The sequence below is a fragment of the Pseudomonas sp. FeN3W genome, from assembly GCA_030263805.2.
In the GTDB taxonomy this organism is placed as follows: Bacteria; Pseudomonadota; Gammaproteobacteria; order Pseudomonadales; family Pseudomonadaceae; genus Stutzerimonas; species Stutzerimonas stutzeri_G.
Map to the genome: position 1 here is coordinate 4,086,638 of CP136010.1, position 20,023 is coordinate 4,106,660.

A 20,023-nucleotide genomic window follows, 5' to 3' on the forward strand; every position below is an offset into this window, starting at 1 on the left:
AAAAAGCCCCGCGCGAGGCGGGGCACATTACGTTCAGTGCGGTTTGCGAAGCTTGCGCTTAGCGGAACATCGCGCTGATCGATTCGGCATTGCTGATGCGGCGTACCGCTTCAGCCACCACTGGCGCGATGTCCAGTTGGCGAATTCGGGTGCAAGACTGCGCAGCGGCCGACAGCGGGATGGTGTTGGTCACCACCAGCTCGTCGAGCACGGAGCCTTCGATGTTCTCGATGGCGCGGCCGGACAGGATCGGGTGCGTGCAGTAGGCGTAGACCTTGGCAGCGCCGTGGTCCTTCAGCGCCTTGGCGGCATGGCAGAGGGTACCGGCGGTGTCGACCATGTCGTCGACGAGGATGCAGGTACGGCCTTCGATGTCACCAATGATGTGCATCACTTCGGACTGGTTGGCCTTCGGCCGACGCTTGTCGATGATCGCCAGGTCGACGCCGAGGGACTTGGCCACGGCACGGGCGCGAACCACGCCACCGATGTCCGGGGAGACGATCATCAGGTTCTCGAAGCGCTGGGCCTGAATGTCGTCGACCAGGACCGGCGAGCCGTAGATGTTATCTACCGGCATGTCGAAGAAGCCCTGGATCTGATCGGCGTGCAGGTCGACCGTGAGGACGCGGTTGACGCCGACGACGTCGAGCATGTCGGCCACGACCTTGGCGCTGATCGGTACGCGAGCCGAACGCGGACGGCGGTCCTGGCGGGCATAGCCGAAGTAGGGGATCACGGCGGTGATGCGCGAAGCCGAGGAGCGGCGGAAGGCGTCGGCCAGCACCACCAGCTCCATCAGGTTGTCGTTGGTCGGTGCGCAGGTCGGCTGGATCAGGAAGACGTCCTTGCCGCGAACGTTCTCGTTGATCTCGACACTGATCTCGCCGTCGGAGAACTTTCCGACATAGGCATCACCGAGGGGAATATGCAGCTGACGTACGACACGCCGGGCCAGATCGGGGTTGGCGTTCCCCGTGAAGACCATCATCTTGGACACGCGCAGTACCTGCCTGAGGGTGGGTCCGATGAATAAAAAGCTGTTCAAAAGGCAAGCTCTTGAACAGCTTCAAGTGTATGGCAGGGGCGGCTGGATTCGAACCAACGCATGCCAGGATCAAAACCTGGTGCCTTACCGCTTGGCGACGCCCCTGTAGGGTCAACTTCTAAGCTTTTGCAGTGCGTGTCCGGTTATACGAACCTTCGGGAGGTTATGGCAGGGGCGGCTGGATTCGAACCAACGCATGCCAGGATCAAAACCTGGTGCCTTACCGCTTGGCGACGCCCCTGTAACGTACAACCCCTGTGCTACGCACTCGCTTCCTGCGCCAGTCGTTCAAGGCATCGGTGCAACATCGAAACGTTACGACCGCGGGCCACGAAACTTGGCAAAGAGTCTGGAAGTTGGCGGCGGACTTTATCAGCCTCGCCTTCGTTTGGGAAGCTCCCAAACACACAAGCTCCAGTGCCGGTCATGCTTGCCGGAACGAATTTGTTCAACAAGCTCAAAGCGTTACGAACTTCTGGATAACGCTTCTCGACCACCGGCTGACAGTCGTTATGACCGCCCCCAGCAAGAAGGCTGCGAACTGTAATGGCCGGGGTATTACGTGTCAACTCTGGGTCGGCAAATATTTCCGCTGTACTAACAGAGACTTGCGGCGCTATGACGAGGAACCAGGGCTCGGGTAGATCGACCGGTTGCAGGCGCTCGCCGACCCCCTCTGCGAAGGCCGCGCGACCGCGAACGAACACTGGTACATCGGCCCCGAGGCTCAGGCCCAGTTCGGCCAGGCGATCCTCGCCCAACTGCAGTTGCCACAGGTGATCCAGGCCGAGCAGGGTGGTGGCGGCATCGGAGCTGCCGCCACCGATCCCACCGCCCATGGGTAGACGCTTGGTCAGCTGGATGTCGGCACCCAGCGTGCAGCCGCTTTCGCGCTGCAGCAGGCGTGCCGCGCGAACGATCAGGTTGCTCTCGTGGTCGACGCCCGGCAGTTCGGTCAGCAGGCGGATCTGCCCGTCCTCACGCAGGCGGAAGCCGAGCTCGTCGCCGTAGTCGAGGAACTGGAACAGGGTCTGCAGCTCGTGATAGCCATCGGCTCGACGCCCGGTGATATGCAGCATCAGGTTGAGTTTGGCCGGTGCCGGCAGGGTCAGCATGTGCATTCAGCGGCCCAGCTGGCGCGGTTGCCAGTCCTTGACCACCAGGGTGATCTGCAGGTCGTGACCTTGCAGGCGGATGCGCTCGGGCAGGGTGAAGCCGTTGTGCTCGGCGTAGGTCAGGTAGTTCACCTGCCAGCCGTCCTGCTCCAGACGAGCCAGGCGGCTCTCGCTGTCCAGGCTCAGGCGGCTGCGGCTGTCCGGCGCGGGTAGGCCGCGCACCCACCAGAGCAGGTGCGATACCGGCAGCTGCCAGCCGAGCTGCGCTTCGACCAGTGCCTCCGGGGATTCGGCTTCGAAGCGGCCCTGGCCGGCGACTTCCAGCGATACGGCGTCCGGGCGGCCGGTCAGGCGAGTGGCGCCGCGGCCCAGCGGGCCGGACAGGCGAATGTCGAAATAATCCTGGCGCTGCAGCCAGAACAGCGTGCCGCTACCGGATTCCTGCGGCGCGCGAATGCCGATCTTGCCGCTGATCTGCCAGCCGTCGAGGGTCTCGACCTGGCTGCGGTGCTCTTTCCAGGCGGCGGCATTGCCGGGACCTTCAACCGATTCGCGTGGGCCAAGTCCGGCACAGCCAGCAAGCAGGAGGGCCAGGCAGGGAGCAAGAAGGTTTTTCAACAGGGACATGGGTCAGGGCTTCTCCGAGCCGGTCAGCCGTTTCAGCGTTTCGCGCAGGATCTGGCTGTCCGGTTGTAGTTTGAATGCCTTCGACCAGACCGCGCGGGCCTCGCTGCGTTCACCCTGGGCCCAAAGCACTTCGCCCAGATGCGCTGCGACTTCGTGGTCGGCAAAGCGTTGCAGCGCCTTGCGCAGCAGCGCTTCGGCCTCGGTCAGATTGCCCAGGCGGAAGTTGACCCAGCCGAGGCTGTCGAGGATCGCCGGGTCGTCGGGGTTCAGCTGGTAGGCCTGCTCGATCAGCTGGAGCGCTTCCTCGTGGCGATCGGTACGGTCTGCCAGGGTGTAACCGAGCGCGTTGAGCGCCATGGCGTTGTCCGGCTCACGCTCGATGATGAAGCGCAGATCGCGTTCCAGCTGCGTCAGATCGCCGCGCTTTTCCGCGAGCATGGCGCGGGTGTACAGCAGGTTGAGGTCTTCGGGGAAATCGGCAAGCGCCTGCTCCACCAGTTGCCAGGCCTGTTCGGTGCGATCCTGCTCGGAGAGCGCTTCGATCTCGATCAGGTACAGCTGGATGGCGTAGTCAGGCTGCTGCTGGCGGGCCTCAGTTAGAACCGCGGACGCTTCCTGGCCGCGATTGCTGGAGTAGAGCAGTTGGCTCTGCAGCAGTTTCGCTGGCAGGTATTCGTTGCCGGGGCCGACCTGGGCCAGCGCGTCGAGTGCCTTGGCGTTCTTGTCCATCGCCTGATAGGCGCGGCCAAGGTTGAAGTAAGCCGCGTCAACGTGACTGCCGCGTTCGATCAGCTCTTCCAGGTAGACGGTAGCTTCGCGCCAGGCCTCGGCCTCCATGCAGACCAGCGCCATGGAGAAGCGCAGGTCGTCGTCGGTGGGGTGTTGCTGGACCAGGGTGGCGAACTCGCCCATGGCGTCTTCCAGACGCTCCTGCTCCACCAGCAGGCGTGCATAGGTCAGGCGCAAACGCTTGTCTTCGGGGTGCTGGCGCAGGCTCCGCTCGAGCAGCGGGATCGCCTCGTCGCCGCGCTGCAAGCTGTGCAGCAGGCGTGCTTCGAGCAGGATGGACGGGATCTGCCGCTCCTTGTCCGGCTGCTTCTGCAGCAGCGCCAGCGCTTCCTCGCTGCGATCATCCTGCTGCAGCAGCACGGCCTTGCCGAAGGAAAGCTGTGGGTTGTCCGGGTGCTTGACCAGCAGCTTGTCGAAGCTTTGCAGCAGGCCGGCGCGGGTGTCCGGGTCGGTTTCCGAGGCCGACAGTGCGAGGAAGTCGAAGTGCGTGTCGCCCTGGCCCTGCAGAACCTTCTCCATGAACTCGAGCGATTCTTCGTAACGCCCCGCTCGGGCCAGCTGCACGGCAGCGGCGCGCTGGGCGTCGAGACTGTCGGGGGCGTTGCGCGCCCAGATCATCGCGGTATCCAGCGCCGCCTGGTCTGCGCCGAGGTATTCGGCGATGCGGAATCCGCGTTCGGCGACGCCGGCGTCCTGCGTCGCATGCGCCTGCTGTACGTAATTGCCCAGGGCGATGTCGAAGCGGTTGCGCTGCCCGGCAAGCTCTGCGACCAGCAGCGCATAGAGGGACTGGCGACTGAACGAGCCGTACTCTGCCGCGTCGCTGGCGGAGCTCTCCTGGGCAGCGTCCTCGACCGGCGGGCTGCTTTCGGGGGCTTGCTGCGTGAAGGTCTGGCAGCCGCCGATGAACAGCAGGGCGGCAAGTGCGGCGAGTCTTTTCATAGGGGAAATGTACGGCTGGTGTGCGGTCGCGGCATGATGACACAAGCCGCAGGTCAAGCCCATGGGCCCCGGGAGGCGCACAGGCCGGTTCGGTAGCTGATTGCAGTACCAATCGAATCCGACAATCGAGGGCAATGGTTGTTCTCCATCTGACGAAGTAGGAGAATTGCGCGCTCTGTTATCGAATCAGCGATTCTGCATGGCTTTCCTCGCGCTTGGCATTAATCACAAGACCGCTTCGGTGGACGTCCGCGAGCGCGTAGCCTTCACGCCCGACCAGATGGTCGAGGCCTTGCGGCAACTGTGCCGCGTCACTCCGACCCGCGAAGCGGCGATCCTCTCGACCTGCAATCGCAGCGAGCTGTATCTGCAGCAGGATCAGGTCGAGGCCGATGCCGTGCTCGCCTGGCTGGCCAATTATCACCGTCTCAGCCTCGACGAGCTCAAGGCTTGCGCCTATGTGCATGTCGACGATCAGGCCGTGCGCCACATGATGCGCGTCGCCTCCGGGCTCGACTCGCTGGTGCTGGGCGAACCGCAGATTCTCGGGCAGATGAAGTCGGCCTATGCGGTCGCCCGAGAGGCCGGCAGCGTCGGCCCTCTGCTTGGCCGGCTGTTTCAGGCTACCTTCAGCACGGCGAAGACCGTGCGCACCGACACAGCCATCGGTGAGAATCCGGTTTCGGTGGCGTTTGCCGCGGTCAGTCTGGCGCGGCAGATCTTCAGCAATCTGCAACGCAGCCAGGCCCTGCTGATCGGCGCCGGTGAGACCATCACCCTGGTCGCGCGCCATCTGCACGAGCAGGGCGTGAAGAGAATCGTGGTCGCCAACCGCACCCTCGAGCGGGCCAGCGCGCTAGCTGCCGAACTGGGTGCGCAGGCGATCCTGCTCGCCGATATCCCGGACGAACTGCACAACAGCGACATCGTCATCAGCTCCACCGCCAGCCAGCTGCCGATTCTCGGCAAGGGTGCGGTCGAGCAGGCACTGAAGCGGCGCAAACACAAGCCGATGTTCATGGTCGATATCGCCGTGCCGCGGGACATCGAGTCGCAGGTCGGCGAGCTGGACGACGTCTATCTGTACACGGTCGACGATCTGCATGAGGTGGTTGCGGAGAACCTCAAGAGTCGCCAGGGCGCGGCCCAGGCCGCCGAGGAACTGGTTGCGGCCGGCACCGAGGACTTCATGCAGCGCCTGCGCGAGCTGGCCGCAGTTGATGTGCTCAAGGCCTACCGGCAGCACGCAGAGCGCATCCGCGACGATGAGCTGAGCAAGGCCCAGCGTCTGCTGGACAATGGGGGCAGTGCAGAGGAGGCTCTCGTCCAGCTCGCCCGTGGCCTGACCAACAAATTGCTGCATGCACCCAGCGTGCAACTGAAGAAACTCTCCGCCGAGGGCCGCGTCGAGGCGCTGAGCATGGCCCAGGAACTCTTCGCCCTGCACGAGGGCACGGAAAAAACATGAAAGCTTCGCTGCTGAACAAGCTGGACATCCTGCAGGACCGTTTCGAAGAGCTCACCGCACTGCTCGGCGACGCTGAAGTCATCAGCGACCAGAGCCGTTTTCGTGCCTATTCCCGCGAGTACGCCGAGGTCGAGCCGGTGATCGTCGCCTATCGGCAGCTGTGCAAGGTTCAGCAGGATCTCGAGGGTGCCCAGGCGCTGCTCAAGGACAGCGACCCCGACATGCGCGAGATGGCCGAGGAGGAGGTTACCGAAGCCAAGACCCAGCTCGAGACGCTGGAAGCCAACCTGCAGCGCATGCTGCTGCCCAAGGACCCCAACGACGGGCGCAACGTGTTCCTCGAGATCCGCGCCGGCACCGGCGGCGACGAGGCGGCGATCTTCGCCGGCGATCTGTTCCGCATGTATTCGCGCTATGCCGAGAAGCAGGGCTGGCGCGTGGAGATTCTGTCCGAGAGCGAAGGCGAGCACGGCGGCTACAAGGAAGTGATTTCCCGCGTCGAGGGCGACAACGTCTACGCCAAGCTCAAGTTCGAGTCCGGCGCACACCGCGTGCAGCGCGTGCCGGAGACCGAGTCCCAGGGGCGTATTCACACCTCGGCCTGCACCGTTGCGGTGCTGCCTGAGCCGGACGAGCAGGCCGCGGTGGAGATCAACCCGGCCGAGCTGCGGGTGGACACCTACCGCTCCTCCGGCGCCGGCGGCCAGCACGTCAACAAGACCGACTCGGCGATTCGTATCACGCACCTGCCCACTGGCATGGTGGTCGAGTGTCAGGAGGAGCGTTCTCAGCACAAGAACCGCGCCAAGGCCATGGCCTGGCTCGCAGCCAAGCTGCAGGATCGCCAGGACGCCGCGGCGCACAAGGAAATCTCCGAGACGCGCAAGTTGCTGGTTGGCTCCGGGGATCGCTCCGAACGTATCCGTACCTACAATTTTCCCCAGGGCCGGGTCACCGACCATCGCGTCAACCTGACGCTGTATTCGCTCAACGAAGTGATCGGCGGCGCTGTGGAACAGGTCATCGAGCCGCTGTTGCAGGAATACCAGGCCGACCAGCTGGCCGCGCTGGGCGACTGATCCTTTCCGCTGCGCACCACGCCAAGAGCACCTCATGCCAACCATCGAGTCCCTGTTGCACAGTGCCGATCTGCCGGACTCGCCGAGCGCCAGGCTGGATGCCGAATGGTTGCTCGCTGCCGCTCTGGGCAAGTCGACCAGCTATCTGCGTACCTGGCCGGAGCGCGAGGTGCCGGCAGAGTGTGCCGAACGTTTTGCCGCTGATCTCGCACGGCGGCGGCAGGGTGAACCGGTCGCCTACATTCTCGGGCGTCAGGGTTTCTGGAGTCTGGAGCTGGAGGTGGCAGCGGATACGCTGATCCCCCGGCCTGACACCGAACTGCTGGTGGAGACCGCGCTGCAACTGCTTCCCGCTGTACCGGCCCGGGTGCTCGATCTGGGCACTGGCACCGGCGCGATTGCGCTGGCCCTGGCAACCGAGCGGCCGGCGTGGCAGGTCTGTGGGGTGGACCGCATCGAGGCAGCTGTGAGCCTGGCTGAGCGCAATCGGCTGCGGCTCGGACTGCGCAACGCGGCATTCACCCTGAGCGACTGGTTTGCCGGGCTGAACGGCGAGCGGTTCCAGATGATCGTCAGCAATCCGCCCTATATTCCAGCCAGCGACCCACACCTGCTGCAGGGCGATGTCCGCTTCGAGCCGCAGAGCGCCCTGATCGCGGGTGCGGACGGCCTGGGCGACATTCGCGCGATCATCGCCCAGGCGCCGGCGCATCTGCAGCCGGGTGGCTGGTTGCTGCTGGAGCACGGTTACGATCAGGCTGAAGCGGTGCGCAGGCTGTTGCTTTCCCGCGGTTTCGAGGATGTGCAAAGCCGGTTCGATCTGGGTGGGCATGAGCGCATCAGCCTTGGCCGCCTGCCATGATTGCGTTTTGTGAGGTTTTGGATGCTGAGTGACGAAGAGCTGCTGCGCTACAGCCGGCAGATCCTGCTCAAGCAGGTCGATATCGACGGCCAGTTGCGCCTCAAGCAGAGTCGCGTGCTGATCGTCGGTCTTGGTGGGTTGGGCTCGCCGGTGGCGCTCTATCTGGCGGCTGCCGGTGTCGGCGAGCTGCATCTGGCCGACTTCGATACGTTGGATCTGACCAATCTGCAGCGGCAGATCGCTCACGACACACCTTCGCTTGGCCTGCACAAGGTCGACTCGGCCATGGCCCGGCTGGAGGCGCTGAACCCCCATGTGCAGCTGGTGCCGTATCGCAGTGGGTTGGATGCCGACTCCCTGGATGCGGCGGTGGAGCGGGTCGATCTGGTACTCGATTGCACGGATAACTTCGGCATTCGCGAAGCGGTGAACACTGCCTGCGTGAAGGCGAAGAAGCCGCTGGTCAGCGGCGCGGCGATCCGTCTCGAGGGGCAGCTGTCGGTGTTCGATCCGCGTATCGAAACGAGCCCCTGTTATCACTGCCTCTATGGACACGGTAGCGAAGCCGAGCTGACCTGCAGCGAAGCCGGTGTGGTGGGGCCGTTGGTGGGCATGATAGGCAGCCTGCAGGCGCTGGAAGCGCTCAAGCTGCTGGTTGGTTTCGGCGAGCCGCTGATTGGGCGGCTGCTATTGATCGATGCGCTGTCCAGTCGTTTCCGTGAGTTGCGGGTCAAGCGCGATCCACATTGTGCGGTGTGTGGCGCAAGCCATGGCTGACTGCGCTGCACCGGTCGGCGTCTTCGACTCCGGAGTGGGCGGGCTCTCGGTGCTGCGCGAGATCCGCCAGCGCCTGCCGCATGAGTCGTTGCTCTATCTTGCCGACAGCGCCCATGTCCCCTATGGCGAAAAGAGCCCGGAATACATCCGTGAGCGCTGCCGTATCATTGCGGCCTTTTTTGTCGAGCAAGGCGCGAAAGCGCTGGTGGTGGCCTGCAATACCGCGACCGCCGCGGGTGTCACCGAATTGCGCGAGCTGTATCCACAATTGCCGATCATCGCCATGGAACCGGCCGTCAAGCCCGCCGCCCAGGCCACGCGGAGTGGCGTCGTCGGCGTGCTGGCGACCACCGGAACGCTGAAGAGCGCCCGCTTCGCCGCGTTGCTCGATCGCTTTGCCGCAGATGTGCGGGTCATCACTCAGCCGTGTCCCGGCCTGGTCGAGCGCATCGAGGCAGGCGATCTGAGCAGTGCCGAAACGCGCGCCATGCTGATGGGGTGGATCGAGCCGCTGCTGGCACAAGGCTGCGACACGCTGATTCTGGGTTGCACGCATTACCCCTTTATACGGCCGTTGCTCAGCGAGCTACTGCCCGAAAGCGTCCGCCTGATTGATACCGGAGCAGCCGTCGCGCGACACTTGCGCGATCTGCTGGCTGAACGCCATATGCTCGCCAGCGAGGTGGCCTTCGAGCGTTTCTATTGCAGCGGCGATCCGCGGCGAATGGCCAGTGTGTTGCCTATACTTTGGGGCGAAAACGCGGAAGTCGAGTTTTTCCCCCGCTAGGAACTCCAAGCGCAGCGGGGTTTCTCAAATATGCTGGCACCAAGAAACCAAACAAATGCAGTGTTTGATAAGGAAGTTCTCATGAAAAAACTGTTCTCCCTGGCTGCAGTGGCGGCACTCTCCGTAGGTTCGATGGCGGCTGCCCACGCCGTAGACTTTACCGTTGCGGTCGGCCAGACGGACGAGTCGACCATGACCTATCGCCTGGGTGCGCAATTCGATTTCGGCACCAGCTGGTTCCAGACCAGCGTGGGCCGACTGACTGGCTACTGGGACGCCGGTTACACCTACTGGGAAGGCGATGAGTCGTCGAGCAATCACAGCATTTCGCTGGCCCCGGTCTTCGTCTACGAGTTCGCTGGTGAATCGGTCAAACCCTATGTCGAGGCAGGCATCGGCGTTGCGGCGTTCGAGAACACCGAGGTCGAGGGCAACGGTCTGGGTTCGTCTTTCCAGTTCGAGGATCGGATTGGTGCGGGCCTGCGCTTCGCCGGTGGCCACGAGGTAGGTGTGCGCGCAATCCACTACTCCAACGCCGGCATCAAGAAGCCGAACGATGGTATCGAAAGCTACGCCTTGCATTACCGGATGGCTTTCTAAGCGAGCTTTCCCGAGGTGCTGCAGGGCGTTTCGCCAGCCCTGCACTGCCGATAGCGTTCAGCCATATGCCGTGGCGCTGCCCTTGCGCTCTTCGTGGCAATCTTCCGAACCCAGTTCGAACTCCCTGCAGATCAATGGCCGGTTTTCGTAGATCGTGCAGCGCATGCTGTCCCGGTCAAGCGCCGCGCACCAGCCGTCCTCCAGGCGCAGCATGACTTCGCCGCCCCAGCTATCGGTGTCGATATAGCGCCGCGGAACGCCGGTATCGCTGAACAGCAACACTTCGAGTCGACAGCAGCAGGCCGCGCAGGTGGCGCAGCTCACGCTGGTGTCTTCGAGTTGTTGGTGGGGAATGGTCGAATCGTTCATCGCGCCAGTCTAGTCGATGCGCCCGACCGGGCGTCCACTCGGAGCGCCGAGTGGTGGCACCAGCAAAGCTGGTGCCACGCTTTTACAGCTCTTCGTTCAGCTGCTTGTTGCGCCAACCGTCCCCGCCGGGAAGCAGGAGGTTGAGCAGCAGGGCGATGATCGCGCACAGCGAGATGCCGGACAGAGTGAATTCACCGTAGCCGAACGCCATGCCGCCGATGCCGAACACCAGCGTCACCGAGACGATGATCAGGTTACGTGCCTCGGACAGGTCGACCTGATGGCGAATCAAGGTGCTCAGACCCACCACGGCAATCGAGCCGAACAGCAGACAGAGAATGCCGCCCATCACCGGAACCGGAATGCTCAGCAGGCCGGCGCCGAACTTGCCGATGAAGGCCAAGGCGATGGCGAATATCGCCGCCCAGGTCATGATCTTCGGGTTGTAGTTCTTGGTCAGCATCACTGCGCCGGTCACTTCGGCATAGGTGGTATTCGGTGGGCCGCCGAAAAGGCCGGCTGCCGAGGTGGCCACGCCATCGCCCAGTAGCGTGCGGTGCAAGCCTGGCTTCTTGACGTAGTTGTTGCCTGTCACGCTGCCGATGGCCACCACGCCGCCGATGTGCTCGATGGCCGGTGCCAGGGCGACTGGCACCATGAACAGGATGGCGCCGATATTGAACTCGGGTGCGATGAAGTTCGGCATCGCCAGCCAGGGCGCGGCCGCGATGCCGCTGGTGTCCACCACGCCGAAAGCGAATGACAGCCCATAGCCGACCGCGACGCCGGCGAGAATCGGTACCAGACGAAACAAGCCCTTGCCCAGCACTGCCACGAGCAGGGTCGTGACCAGCGCCGGCATCGAGATGAGCATCGCCGTCTGATAGGGGATCAGCTGAGCACTGCCGTCGCCAGCCTTGCCCATGGCCATGTTCACCGCCACCGGGGAGAGCGCCAGACCGATCGAAATGATCACCGGGGCGATGACCACCGGCGGCAGCAGGCGATCGATGAAGCCAGGGCCCTTCAGGCGCACGGCGAAGCCCAGCAGGATGTAGACCAGACCGGCAGCGACCACGCCGCCCATGACCGCGGGTAGGCCGAATTCGCCTTTGGCAGCGATGATCGGTGCGATGAAGGCGAAGCTGGAGGCCAGGAAAACCGGCACCTGACGGCGCGTGACCAGCTGGAATAGCAGGGTACCAAGGCCGGCGGTGAATAGTGCCACGTTGGGATCCATGCCTGTAATCAGTGGCATCAGCACCAGGGCGCCGAAGGCCACGAACAGCATCTGTGCGCCGGCCAGTACCTGCCGGCCAAGCGGCTCGTCGGTATGCGACATGCTTAGATGTCCTTCTGCTTGGTGCCGAAGATCTTGTCGCCAGCGTCACCCAGGCCCGGAACGATGTAGCCGTGTTCGTCGAGACGCTCATCGATGGATGCCGTGAAAATCAGCACATCGGGATGTGCTTTTTCCACGGCGGCGATGCCTTCCGGGGCGGCAACCAGCACCAATGCGCGGATTTCCTTGCAACCGGCCTTCTTCAGCATGTCGATGGTGGCGACCATCGAGCCGCCGGTGGCGAGCATGGGGTCAATGATGATGGCCAGGCGTTGTTCGATTTCCGGAACCAGTTTTTCCAGATAGGTCTGCGCTTGCAGGGTTTCTTCGTTACGGGCGATGCCGACTGCACTGACCTTGGCGCCGGGAATCAGGCTGAGCACGCCGTCGAGCATGCCGATGCCCGCACGCAGGATGGGCACAACGGTGATCTTCTTGCCGGAGATTTTCTCGACCTGCACAGGGCCGCACCAGCCGTCGATGCTGTAGTGTTCCAACGGCAGATCAGAGGTTGCTTCATAAGTGAGGATCGAGCCCACTTCCTGAGCCAGTTCACGGAAGTTCTTGGTGCTGATATCGGCGCGGCGCATCAGGCCGAGCTTGTGGCGGATCAGCGGATGGCGGATCTCTCGAATGGGCATTGTGGGCTCCGGCGGGCAAATAAACCGGCTTAGATTAAAGCATCGTCGAGTCAGCGGCTATTCGCGCGTCATTCGGCCGGCAGACTTGCTGCAGCCCGCGGGGGTGGGTATCTTCCACGCCCTTTCGCGGACGGCTGAAAGTGGGCTGTTCGGTCAGGTTTTTCGCTGTTCAGGATACGGCGATTCAACCGCGTGAGTTGCCAGGCTCAATTGGCGCTCTAACACTCATCTTTCTGAGGGGAATCGCATCATGTCCGTCGATCTCGCACATATCCGCCAAGTCATGGCCGAGGCTGACTGCCTGTACACCGAAGAACAGGTAGAAGCAGCGATCAGTCAGGTCGCCGAAACGATCAACGGAGAGTTGGCCGACCGCAATCCGGTGGTCTTCTGCGTCATGAATGGCGGCCTGATCTTTTCCGGCAAGCTCGTACCTAAGCTGAACTTCCCGCTCGAGTTGTCCTACCTGCATGCCACCCGTTATCGCAATGAAACCAGCGGTGGCGAACTGTTCTGGAAGGCCAAGCCGGAAATCTCCTTCATCGATCGCGACGTGCTGATCATCGATGACATCCTGGATGAGGGGCACACCCTGGGTGCGATCATCGATTTTTGTCGCCACGCGGGTGCCGCCGCGGTGCATACCGCGGTGCTGATCGACAAGGATCATCAACGCAAGGCTCGTCCGGATCTCAAGGCCGATTACGTTGGTCTCAGCTGTATTGATCGCTACATTTTCGGTTACGGCATGGACTACAAGGGTTACTGGCGCAACGCACCGGGGATCTATGCCGTAAAAGGCATGTAAATAGCCATTTCGGGGCGAGCGCCTGCCGCATAAAAATATGTGCGCGCACCAGTGGGGGGGGGCGCTTCGCTGCCGTGACGCTGCGTCGCACAAGGGGGCGGGCCCTTTCCGGGCGGCTCTTTGTCTCTGACCGATGCAGCAATCCCTTCGACCCAAGGCGTATAAGCCGGTCCGCCTGTTTCCTTTCGTCCCACCTCTGCGTTGCGGTAACGCTTCGTTTCGATTTCTTGCGTGTATTGCCCATTGCCGCCGGCTGGATGAGTGATGACCTATGTCTTTGTCGGCCGGTTCATTCGGCGGGTTTCGAGCACGTTATCGCGTTCATGAATTGAACTTTAGGATAACTGACCGACAATTCTCCCATCTTGCAAGGGGAAAGGCTCTGGGTCGGGCTTTGCGGCCCTGGCATTCACGGCTAAGCTCATTTGGACCTTATAGGGCATGGCTCGACGCAATCACGCTGAAAGCCACTGCTGGAAAGGCTATTAACACTAAAGGATTACAAGCTAAATCAAACCTTAGTGCGCTTAACCCTACCCCGGTGTCTGGGTAGGGTTGACGCACTTCGAACCAACCAGGAGCGCCTCATGACAAAAACAACAAGGCAAGGAATCTTCCAGCCGAAGTCTCTAGCTCTCGCCGTCGCGCTGGGCACTGCCGCACCGGCTTACGCTGTCAATTTCAATATCGGAGAAATCGAAGGGCAGTTCGACTCGGCGATGTCGATCGGCGCCAGCTGGTCCATGGCGGACAGGGATATGGATCTTGTGGGTGCGGCTAATGGCGGTACTGGATTTACCCAGACGGGTGACGATGGTCGTCTGAACTTCAAGAAGGGTGAAACGTTCTCCAAGATTTTCAAGGGTGTGCATGATCTCGAACTTCGTTATCGCGATAGCGGTGCCTTTGTTCGTGGCAAGTACTGGTACGACTTCGAACTGAAGGATGAGAGCCGGCTGTTCAAGGATATCAGCGACAGTAACCGGAAAGAGGCTGCTCAATCTTCCGGGGCCCAGATTCTGGATGCTTTCGTTTATCACAACTATGCCGTTGGCGATTTGCCAGGTACCGTTCGTCTTGGCAAGCAAGTGGTGAGTTGGGGTGAAAGTACTTTTATCGGCAACAGTATCAACTCGATTAACCCTTTAGATGCTGCTGCGTTCCGTCGGCCGGGTGCTGAGATTAAGGAAGGCTTGATTCCGGTCAACATGTTCTACATTTCGCAGAGTCTGAGCGATCGTCTGAGTATGGAAGCGTTCTATCAGCTGGAATGGGATCAGACTATTGCTGATAACTGCGGAACGTTCTTTTCCGGTTCCGACCCGCTGCAGGACGGTTGCGATACCAACTACAACGTTTTAGGCCCGTTCCCGGCGGGAGTGCCTGGCCTTTTAGGTAGTGTGGGTGTGACAGTTACTGACGAGGGAGTCATGATTCCCCGTGGCGGAGATCGTGACGCCAGAGATTCTGGCCAGTTTGGTCTAGCGCTGCGCTGGTTGGGCGACTCAACGGAATATGGCGCCTATTTCATGAACTACCATAGCCGGACTCCTAATCTCGGTATGACTAATGCTGATACTGCGGGGCTTACAGAAGTATTGGGGGCGGTTCAGTTAGGCAATCTTCCATTATCTGTGGCTCCTGCAGCGCTATTAGGGCGGGGGCAGTATTTCTTGGAGTACCCAGAAGATGTCCGGCTGTACGGATTTAGCTTCTCTACTACGCTGCCAAGTGGCACGGCTTGGTCAGGAGAGATCAGTTATCGCCCGAATTTGCCAGTGCAAATAAATACAACCGATGTAACATCCTTGCTAGCAAGTGCGGGGCAGATCTTCCAAGGCGGGGGCGACCCGTTCTCGGTCGCTGGTGTGGATTATCATGGATACAACCGTAAAGAAGTGACACAGCTGCAAACAACCTTCACACATTTCTTTGATCAGGTTCTTGGTGCGGGTCGGGTTACGGTCATCGGTGAGATCGGTTACACCCACGTTGGTGGTTTGGAAAGTAAGCGAGATGTGCGTTATGGACGGGACGCCATCTTTGGATCTCCTGCGACAAACGCTGATGCTGAAGCCCGTTACGGCTGGGATGGCTTCGTAACGGCCGACTCTTGGGGGTATCGCCTGCGTGCTATCGCGGACTACAACAACGTATTCGCAGGTATCAACCTCAAGCCTAACTTGTCCTTTTCCCATGATGTTAACGGATACGGGCCAAATAATTTGTTTGTTGAAGGCTCCAAAGCCGTCAGCATCGGCCTGGATGCCGAATACCAGAACACCTACACCGCCAGCCTGTCCTACACCGACTTCTTCGGCGGCGATTACAACACCTTGGTTGATCGCGACTTCCTCGCGTTCAGCGTGGGCGTGAACTTCTAAGGAGATCAGCCTGACGCCCGACCGGCGAGGAAGCACCGGTCGGGCGATAGCGGTAGGCATGGCCTCCGGCCGTATAACAAGATCAAGAGGAACTGGAATCGTATGAAAAAAACAAGAAAGCTATTCAGTGTCTTGGCCTTCTCTCTGCTCGCGAGCAGTGTGATGGCTGCCGTTTCCCCAGAAGAAGCCGCCAAGCTCGGTACATCGCTGACGCCGCTGGGCGCAGAAAAAGCCGGGAATGCCGACGGCAGTATCCCTGAGTGGACCGGTGGTCTGAAGACCGACGCAGCCCCCCTCAAGAATGGACATCTGACCAATCCGTTCAAGGACGAGCAGCCTAAGTTCGTCATCACCGCGCAGAACGCCGAGCAGTACAAGGACAAGCTGACCGCAGGTCAGATGGCCATGTTCAAGCGCTATCCGGAAACCTACAAGATTCGTGTATTCCCGACACATCGTTCGGTCGCCGTACCGGATGAGATCTATGAGGCTGCGAAAAAGAGCGCCGTGAATACCGAACTCGTCGAGGGCGGCAACGGTATCGCCAACTTCACCGACAGCCGTTATTACGCGTTCCCGATTCCGCAGAATGGCCTGGAAGTGGTGTGGAACCACATCACCCGCTATCGCGGTGGCAACGTCCGTCGCAATATCGTCCAGGCTACCCCGCAAACCAACGGCAGCTACACCATGGTCCACTTCGAGGACGAAGTGGCGTTCCCGCTGGGTATGACTGATCTGGATCCCGAGCGTGCCAAGAACGCACTGCTGTTCTTCAAGCAGCGGGTAACAGCTCCATCTCGTCTGGCAGGTAACGTACTGCTGGTGCACGACTCGCTGGATCAGGTCAAGGAGCCCCGTCAGGCTTGGATCTATAACGCTGGCCAGCGTCGGGTGCGCCGCGCGCCGCAGGTTGCCTACGACGGGCCGGGCACCGCTTCGGACGGTATGCGCACCACCGATAACTTCGATATGTTCAGTGGCGCGCCTGATCGCTACGACTGGAAGTTGATTGGCAAGAAAGAGCTGTACATCCCGTACAACAGCTATGAAATCGCCTCCAGCGATCTGAAGTACGACGACGTCATCAAGGCTGGCCACGTCAATCAGGATCTGGCGCGTTACGAGCTACACCGCGTCTGGGAGATTGAAGCCACGCTCAAGAGCGGCGAGCGCAACATCTACGCCAAGCGCCGTTTCTTCATCGACGAGGATAGCTGGACCATCGTTCAATCGGAGCTGTATGACGGTCGTGGTCAGCTTTGGCGTGTAGGTGAGGCCCACTCGCTGCAGTATTACCAGCACAAAGTGCCGGCTTACGCGTTCGAAGCGCTCTACGACATCATCTCCGGTCGCTATATCGCGATCGGCATGAGCAACGAGGAGAAGCCTCACGAATATGGCTATCGTGCCTCCGCTCGCGACTTCACGCCGGCTGCCCTGCGTAATGCGGGGGTGCGCTGATCGACTGACATTTAACCTGTGAATAAGGCGGCCAGGTGGCCGCCTTTTTTTTTTGCTGCGAACCAGTGGATGATAATTTCCATTCGGTGCCTGCGGTCAGGGCGATCGCATTGCTGGAACATCGAGCCTATGCGACGTGTGCAATGACAAGGCTGGCATTTCGGTTGCCCACGGTGACGACCGAGCGCGATGCCTGGCACAGACCGCGCTGTGTTTCAATGGACTGACTCGAACAAGAGAACCTTTGCCATGTCCGTACGCTTCATTCCAGATGCGCTCAGTGCAGAGGCAGGTGCCGTAGAGCAACTCGCATCCATTCCTCGGCTGCCGCCGCTGCACATCGACCGGCCCAGGTTGGCTCGTGCGCTGCTCGACACCGATTGCCGCCTGCGCCTGATCTGCGCCCCAGCCGGGTTTGGCAAGACCGTGCTGATGAGCGAGTGCGCGCGGTTGGTGCCTGCGGGCACACGCCTGGTGTGGCTGGATCTGGGTGGACGGACATGTACGGTTCAGGCGCTGTACGGCCAATTGAGCGATGCACTGGGGGAGCGGGCGGACAAGGATGATCGTTCCGAGAGCGACATGCTGGCTTTGCTGCGACAGGTCCGGCAGCCGCTGTGGATCATGCTCGACGATTATCCGCGTGATTACAGCCCGGAACTCGACGCTTGCATGGATATGTTGCTGGACATGGGGCCGGCACAGGTCAGTTGGTGGGTATCCAGCCGCCGCCAGCCGGCATGGAAGCTTCCACGGCTCCTGCTGCAAGGGCACCTTCTGGAGTTGGAGGCGGAAGCGTTGGCGTTCACGGCCGAAGAGCTCGAGCAACTCCTGAATGTCCATCGTCTGGCGCTCTCGCCCGAGACTTTTCAGCAATTGCATCGTGTGATGGAGGGGTGGCCGGCTGGCGTCTGCCTGATGTTGCTCCACGCCGATGAGCAGGCCCTGCGAGAGCGTCTGGTTGCCGGGACGCCATTGCTGCGTGATTACGTCCAGCGTGAGGTCATGGCCGGACTGAGCGATGAAGTGCGGCGGGCCATGCTGGCGCTGGCGCGTATGCCGCGTTTCTCGGCAGAGCTTTGCGACCATGTGCTCGACGGTGTTGGTCGCGAAATTCTCGATATCCTCAAGACGCTCCAGCTCTTCATTCGACAGATCGATAACTGCGGTGAGTGGTTTCGCCTGTGGAAGCCGCTGGCGCTGATGCTGCAGCGCTCCGCAGAAACGGCCGCGCCGACTCAGGCTCATCTGCGTGCCTGTCAGTGGTTTGCCAGTCGCGGCGAGATGCGCGAGGCGGTAGAGCATGCCCTATGGGCCGGTCAGCCTGAAGTTGCGGCCAACTACCTGCAGCGTTACGGACAGGAACAGCTGCTGATCGGCGATAACGTATCGCGCTTTCTGAAATGGCGAAGCGAACTGCCACAGGACCTGTTCGCCAGCACCACGCGCCTGATCGTCTTGCAGGGCTGGGCGCTGATCATTTCGGCGCGGCTTGATGAAGTGGACGACTGTCTGGCGGAGTTGGCCAAGTTCTTCCCCCAGCCTGATGCGCGCCGGCAAGCTCAATTGTTGGCCCAGTGGCAGGCCCTGCGGGGGTTTCTGGCCCGTCTGCGCGGTGAGCCCGAGGCACGCCAGAACTGCCTGCAGGCGCTCGAGGTGCTGTCTGATCATGCCTGGGCGCAACGCGTGCTCTGTTATCAGGTGCTTACGCAGCAGGCGATGGCCGAAGGTGAGCTTGAGCTTGCTCAACAATACAACAGCGAAGGTATGAAGCTCGCACGGCTGAAAGGCAGCGTGCTCTACGAAGTGATGCTCAGCGTCGACCGCATTCAGTTGCTTGAACTCACCGGTGAATTCGAGCGTGCGGTTGGCGTGTTGCACGAGACGCTCCAAGCGTTGCGTGACACCGTTCGGCGCAGCCCCCTCATCGGGAGGTTGCAACTGCTGCAGGGACACCTGCTGGCTTACCAGGGGCTCGATGAGCCGGCACAGGAGGCGTATCAGCTCGGTAAGACGGAAACCGAAACCTGCGGCGATTCCTACTGTTTCTTCGGCTATGTCGGTCTTGCCGAGCTTGCGGCGCGCAGCCACGAGTTTGCCAGCGCCTATCATTGGCTGCGTGACGCCGAGCGCTTGGCTCAGTGGCGACATGTGCCGGAGGCGAGGTTCCGCGGCATCTTGCCGCTGATAAATGGTGTGGCCTGGCTGCATCAGGGCGAACTGCGCAAGGCGCGTGGTGCCCTGTACCAGGTACTGGAACTGTATGAAGGGCGCGGTTTCCTGTCGCCGTCCGGGTTCTACGAACTGTTGCCTCGGGTGCGGCGCTATCTGGCGGTCATCGATGTGCTCGAAGGGCAGCCGGTACGCGCAATCGAAGCTCTGCGTGAGCAGATCGAGCAGAATCTGCTTGCTCAGCGGCTGGGGCTGGCATGCGAATGTCGCTTCAGTCTGGCAGAAGCGTTACAGGTCGATGGTCAGGTCGCTGCGGCAGAGCTGGAGCTGCGTCTGGCGCTCGGTGAGGCCGCGCGTCAGCATCTGGTCAAACCCTTGTACGAACTGCAGCATCGACAACCGCAGTGGCTGGCACGGGTGCTGCCCGCGGCAAAGGGTGAATCGCTCCGGCAGCGGTTGCTGAGCTACGAGCGTGAGCCGGAAGTGACGCTCCCGGCAGCCGATGAGACGGTGCTGAGCAATCGCGAGCTGACGGTGTTGCGGCTGATCGCCCAGGGGTGTTCGAACCAGGAGATTGCCGAGCAGCTGTTCATATCTCTGCATACCGTGAAAACCCATGCGCGCAGGATCAACACGAAGCTGGGTGTCGCGCGCCGTACTCAGGCCGTGGCGAAGGCCAAAGCGCTGGCTTGGCTCTGAGAGCCAGGAGTCGTCTAAGCGATCATTCGCCGTTGCGTCTGAAACAGAAC

General features: G+C 61.4%; 17 protein-coding genes and 2 tRNA genes. 10 read left to right on the top strand and 9 right to left on the bottom strand.

Translation table 11 applies throughout. The annotated features are described in order from the left end of the window. Positions 1-58 precede the first annotated feature (58 nt). From P5704_019270 to P5704_019295, 6 genes are all read right to left on the bottom strand, one after another. Positions 59-1,000 carry a ribose-phosphate pyrophosphokinase gene (locus tag P5704_019270; protein ID WOF78144.1) on the bottom strand — a complete coding sequence of 314 codons (942 nt, stop codon included), beginning with the start codon at positions 998-1,000 and terminating at the stop codon, positions 59-61. A 78-nt stretch (positions 1,001-1,078) separates the two neighbouring features. Next, positions 1,079-1,153, bottom strand: a tRNA-Gln gene (locus P5704_019275). Between the two features lie 61 nt (positions 1,154-1,214). Beyond that, positions 1,215-1,289, bottom strand: a tRNA-Gln gene (locus P5704_019280). Between the two features lie 19 nt (positions 1,290-1,308). Continuing rightward, positions 1,309-2,163: a 4-(cytidine 5'-diphospho)-2-C-methyl-D-erythritol kinase gene (ispE, locus tag P5704_019285; GenBank protein WOF81280.1), complete on the bottom strand. Its 855-nt coding sequence runs from the start codon at positions 2,161-2,163 to the stop codon at positions 1,309-1,311. Positions 2,164-2,169: 6 nt separating this feature from the next. Continuing rightward, complete coding sequence (gene lolB, locus P5704_019290; protein ID WOF78145.1) at positions 2,170-2,790, bottom strand: lipoprotein insertase outer membrane protein LolB; 621 nt, start codon at positions 2,788-2,790, stop codon at positions 2,170-2,172. A 3-nt stretch (positions 2,791-2,793) separates the two neighbouring features. Beyond that, on the bottom strand, positions 2,794-4,521 hold the full coding sequence (locus P5704_019295) for a tetratricopeptide repeat protein (protein WOF78146.1): 1,728 nt from the start codon (positions 4,519-4,521) through the stop codon (positions 2,794-2,796). A gap of 199 nt (positions 4,522-4,720) precedes the next feature. On the opposite strand from P5704_019295, the gene hemA reads away from it, so the two are divergent. The 6 genes from hemA (at position 4,721) to P5704_019325 (ending at position 10,094) form a co-directional block, all read left to right on the top strand. After that, a complete protein-coding gene (hemA, locus tag P5704_019300; protein ID WOF78147.1) occupies positions 4,721-5,989 on the top strand; it encodes a glutamyl-tRNA reductase in 1,269 nt (422 codons plus the stop codon). After that, the gene (gene prfA, locus P5704_019305) at positions 5,986-7,068 is read left to right on the top strand and encodes a peptide chain release factor 1 (GenBank protein ID WOF78148.1); all 1,083 of its coding nucleotides are present in this window, start codon (positions 5,986-5,988) and stop codon (positions 7,066-7,068) included. The genes hemA and prfA overlap by 4 nt, the downstream gene beginning before the upstream one ends. A gap of 34 nt (positions 7,069-7,102) precedes the next feature. Beyond that, the gene (gene prmC / locus P5704_019310) at positions 7,103-7,930 is read left to right on the top strand and encodes a peptide chain release factor N(5)-glutamine methyltransferase (protein ID WOF78149.1); all 828 of its coding nucleotides are present in this window, start codon (positions 7,103-7,105) and stop codon (positions 7,928-7,930) included. A 21-nt stretch (positions 7,931-7,951) separates the two neighbouring features. Beyond that, positions 7,952-8,707 (top strand): molybdopterin-synthase adenylyltransferase MoeB, encoded by a 756-nt coding sequence (locus P5704_019315; GenBank protein ID WOF78150.1) that lies wholly within the window; start codon positions 7,952-7,954, stop codon positions 8,705-8,707. Next, entirely contained in the window at positions 8,700-9,494 is a 795-nt protein-coding gene (murI, locus tag P5704_019320; GenBank protein ID WOF81281.1) for a glutamate racemase, read from the top strand. The genes P5704_019315 and murI overlap by 8 nt, the downstream gene beginning before the upstream one ends. A gap of 81 nt (positions 9,495-9,575) precedes the next feature. Continuing rightward, positions 9,576-10,094, top strand: a complete 519-nt coding sequence (locus tag P5704_019325; GenBank protein WOF78151.1) for an acyloxyacyl hydrolase — start codon at positions 9,576-9,578, stop codon at positions 10,092-10,094. 57 nt (positions 10,095-10,151) lie between these two features. On the opposite strand, the gene P5704_019330 is transcribed toward P5704_019325, so the two are convergent. The 3 genes from P5704_019330 to upp form a co-directional block, all read right to left on the bottom strand. Further along, the gene (locus tag P5704_019330) at positions 10,152-10,463 is read right to left on the bottom strand and encodes a YkgJ family cysteine cluster protein (GenBank protein ID WOF78152.1); all 312 of its coding nucleotides are present in this window, start codon (positions 10,461-10,463) and stop codon (positions 10,152-10,154) included. 82 nt (positions 10,464-10,545) lie between these two features. Then, entirely contained in the window at positions 10,546-11,805 is a 1,260-nt protein-coding gene (locus P5704_019335; GenBank protein ID WOF78153.1) for a uracil-xanthine permease family protein, read from the bottom strand. 2 nt (positions 11,806-11,807) lie between these two features. Then, the gene (gene upp, locus P5704_019340; protein WOF78154.1) at positions 11,808-12,446 is read right to left on the bottom strand and encodes a uracil phosphoribosyltransferase; all 639 of its coding nucleotides are present in this window, start codon (positions 12,444-12,446) and stop codon (positions 11,808-11,810) included. Positions 12,447-12,696: 250 nt separating this feature from the next. Between upp and P5704_019345 the strand changes: the two genes are divergently transcribed. From P5704_019345 to P5704_019360, 4 genes are all read left to right on the top strand, one after another. After that, complete coding sequence (locus P5704_019345; GenBank protein ID WOF78155.1) at positions 12,697-13,254, top strand: hypoxanthine-guanine phosphoribosyltransferase; 558 nt, start codon at positions 12,697-12,699, stop codon at positions 13,252-13,254. Positions 13,255-13,841: 587 nt separating this feature from the next. Next, the gene (locus P5704_019350; GenBank protein WOF78156.1) at positions 13,842-15,638 is read left to right on the top strand and encodes a DUF1302 domain-containing protein; all 1,797 of its coding nucleotides are present in this window, start codon (positions 13,842-13,844) and stop codon (positions 15,636-15,638) included. 102 nt (positions 15,639-15,740) lie between these two features. Further along, positions 15,741-17,102, top strand: coding sequence for a DUF1329 domain-containing protein (locus P5704_019355; GenBank protein WOF78157.1), 1,362 nt, complete (start codon positions 15,741-15,743; stop codon positions 17,100-17,102). 249 nt (positions 17,103-17,351) lie between these two features. Beyond that, positions 17,352-19,973: a LuxR C-terminal-related transcriptional regulator gene (locus tag P5704_019360; GenBank protein ID WOF78158.1), complete on the top strand. Its 2,622-nt coding sequence runs from the start codon at positions 17,352-17,354 to the stop codon at positions 19,971-19,973. The last annotated feature ends 50 nt before the right edge of the window (positions 19,974-20,023 follow it).

Bases quoted from the DNA above. Each gene is read 5' to 3' on its own strand.
- ispE (WOF81280.1), bottom strand. From the start codon at position 2,163: ATGCTGACCCTGCCGGCACCGGCCAAACTCAACCTGATGCTGCATATC.
- lolB (WOF78145.1), bottom strand. From the start codon at position 2,790: ATGTCCCTGTTGAAAAACCTTCTTGCTCCCTGCCTGGCCCTCCTGCTT.
- P5704_019295 (WOF78146.1), bottom strand. From the start codon at position 4,521: ATGAAAAGACTCGCCGCACTTGCCGCCCTGCTGTTCATCGGCGGCTGC.
- hemA (WOF78147.1), top strand. From the start codon at position 4,721: ATGGCTTTCCTCGCGCTTGGCATTAATCACAAGACCGCTTCGGTGGAC.
- prfA (WOF78148.1), top strand. From the start codon at position 5,986: ATGAAAGCTTCGCTGCTGAACAAGCTGGACATCCTGCAGGACCGTTTC.
- prmC (WOF78149.1), top strand. From the start codon at position 7,103: ATGCCAACCATCGAGTCCCTGTTGCACAGTGCCGATCTGCCGGACTCG.
- P5704_019315 (WOF78150.1), top strand. From the start codon at position 7,952: ATGCTGAGTGACGAAGAGCTGCTGCGCTACAGCCGGCAGATCCTGCTC.
- murI (WOF81281.1), top strand. From the start codon at position 8,700: ATGGCTGACTGCGCTGCACCGGTCGGCGTCTTCGACTCCGGAGTGGGC.
- P5704_019325 (WOF78151.1), top strand. From the start codon at position 9,576: ATGAAAAAACTGTTCTCCCTGGCTGCAGTGGCGGCACTCTCCGTAGGT.
- P5704_019330 (WOF78152.1), bottom strand. From the start codon at position 10,463: ATGAACGATTCGACCATTCCCCACCAACAACTCGAAGACACCAGCGTG.
- P5704_019335 (WOF78153.1), bottom strand. From the start codon at position 11,805: ATGTCGCATACCGACGAGCCGCTTGGCCGGCAGGTACTGGCCGGCGCA.
- upp (WOF78154.1), bottom strand. From the start codon at position 12,446: ATGCCCATTCGAGAGATCCGCCATCCGCTGATCCGCCACAAGCTCGGC.
- P5704_019345 (WOF78155.1), top strand. From the start codon at position 12,697: ATGTCCGTCGATCTCGCACATATCCGCCAAGTCATGGCCGAGGCTGAC.
- P5704_019350 (WOF78156.1), top strand. From the start codon at position 13,842: ATGACAAAAACAACAAGGCAAGGAATCTTCCAGCCGAAGTCTCTAGCT.
- P5704_019355 (WOF78157.1), top strand. From the start codon at position 15,741: ATGAAAAAAACAAGAAAGCTATTCAGTGTCTTGGCCTTCTCTCTGCTC.
- P5704_019360 (WOF78158.1), top strand. From the start codon at position 17,352: ATGTCCGTACGCTTCATTCCAGATGCGCTCAGTGCAGAGGCAGGTGCC.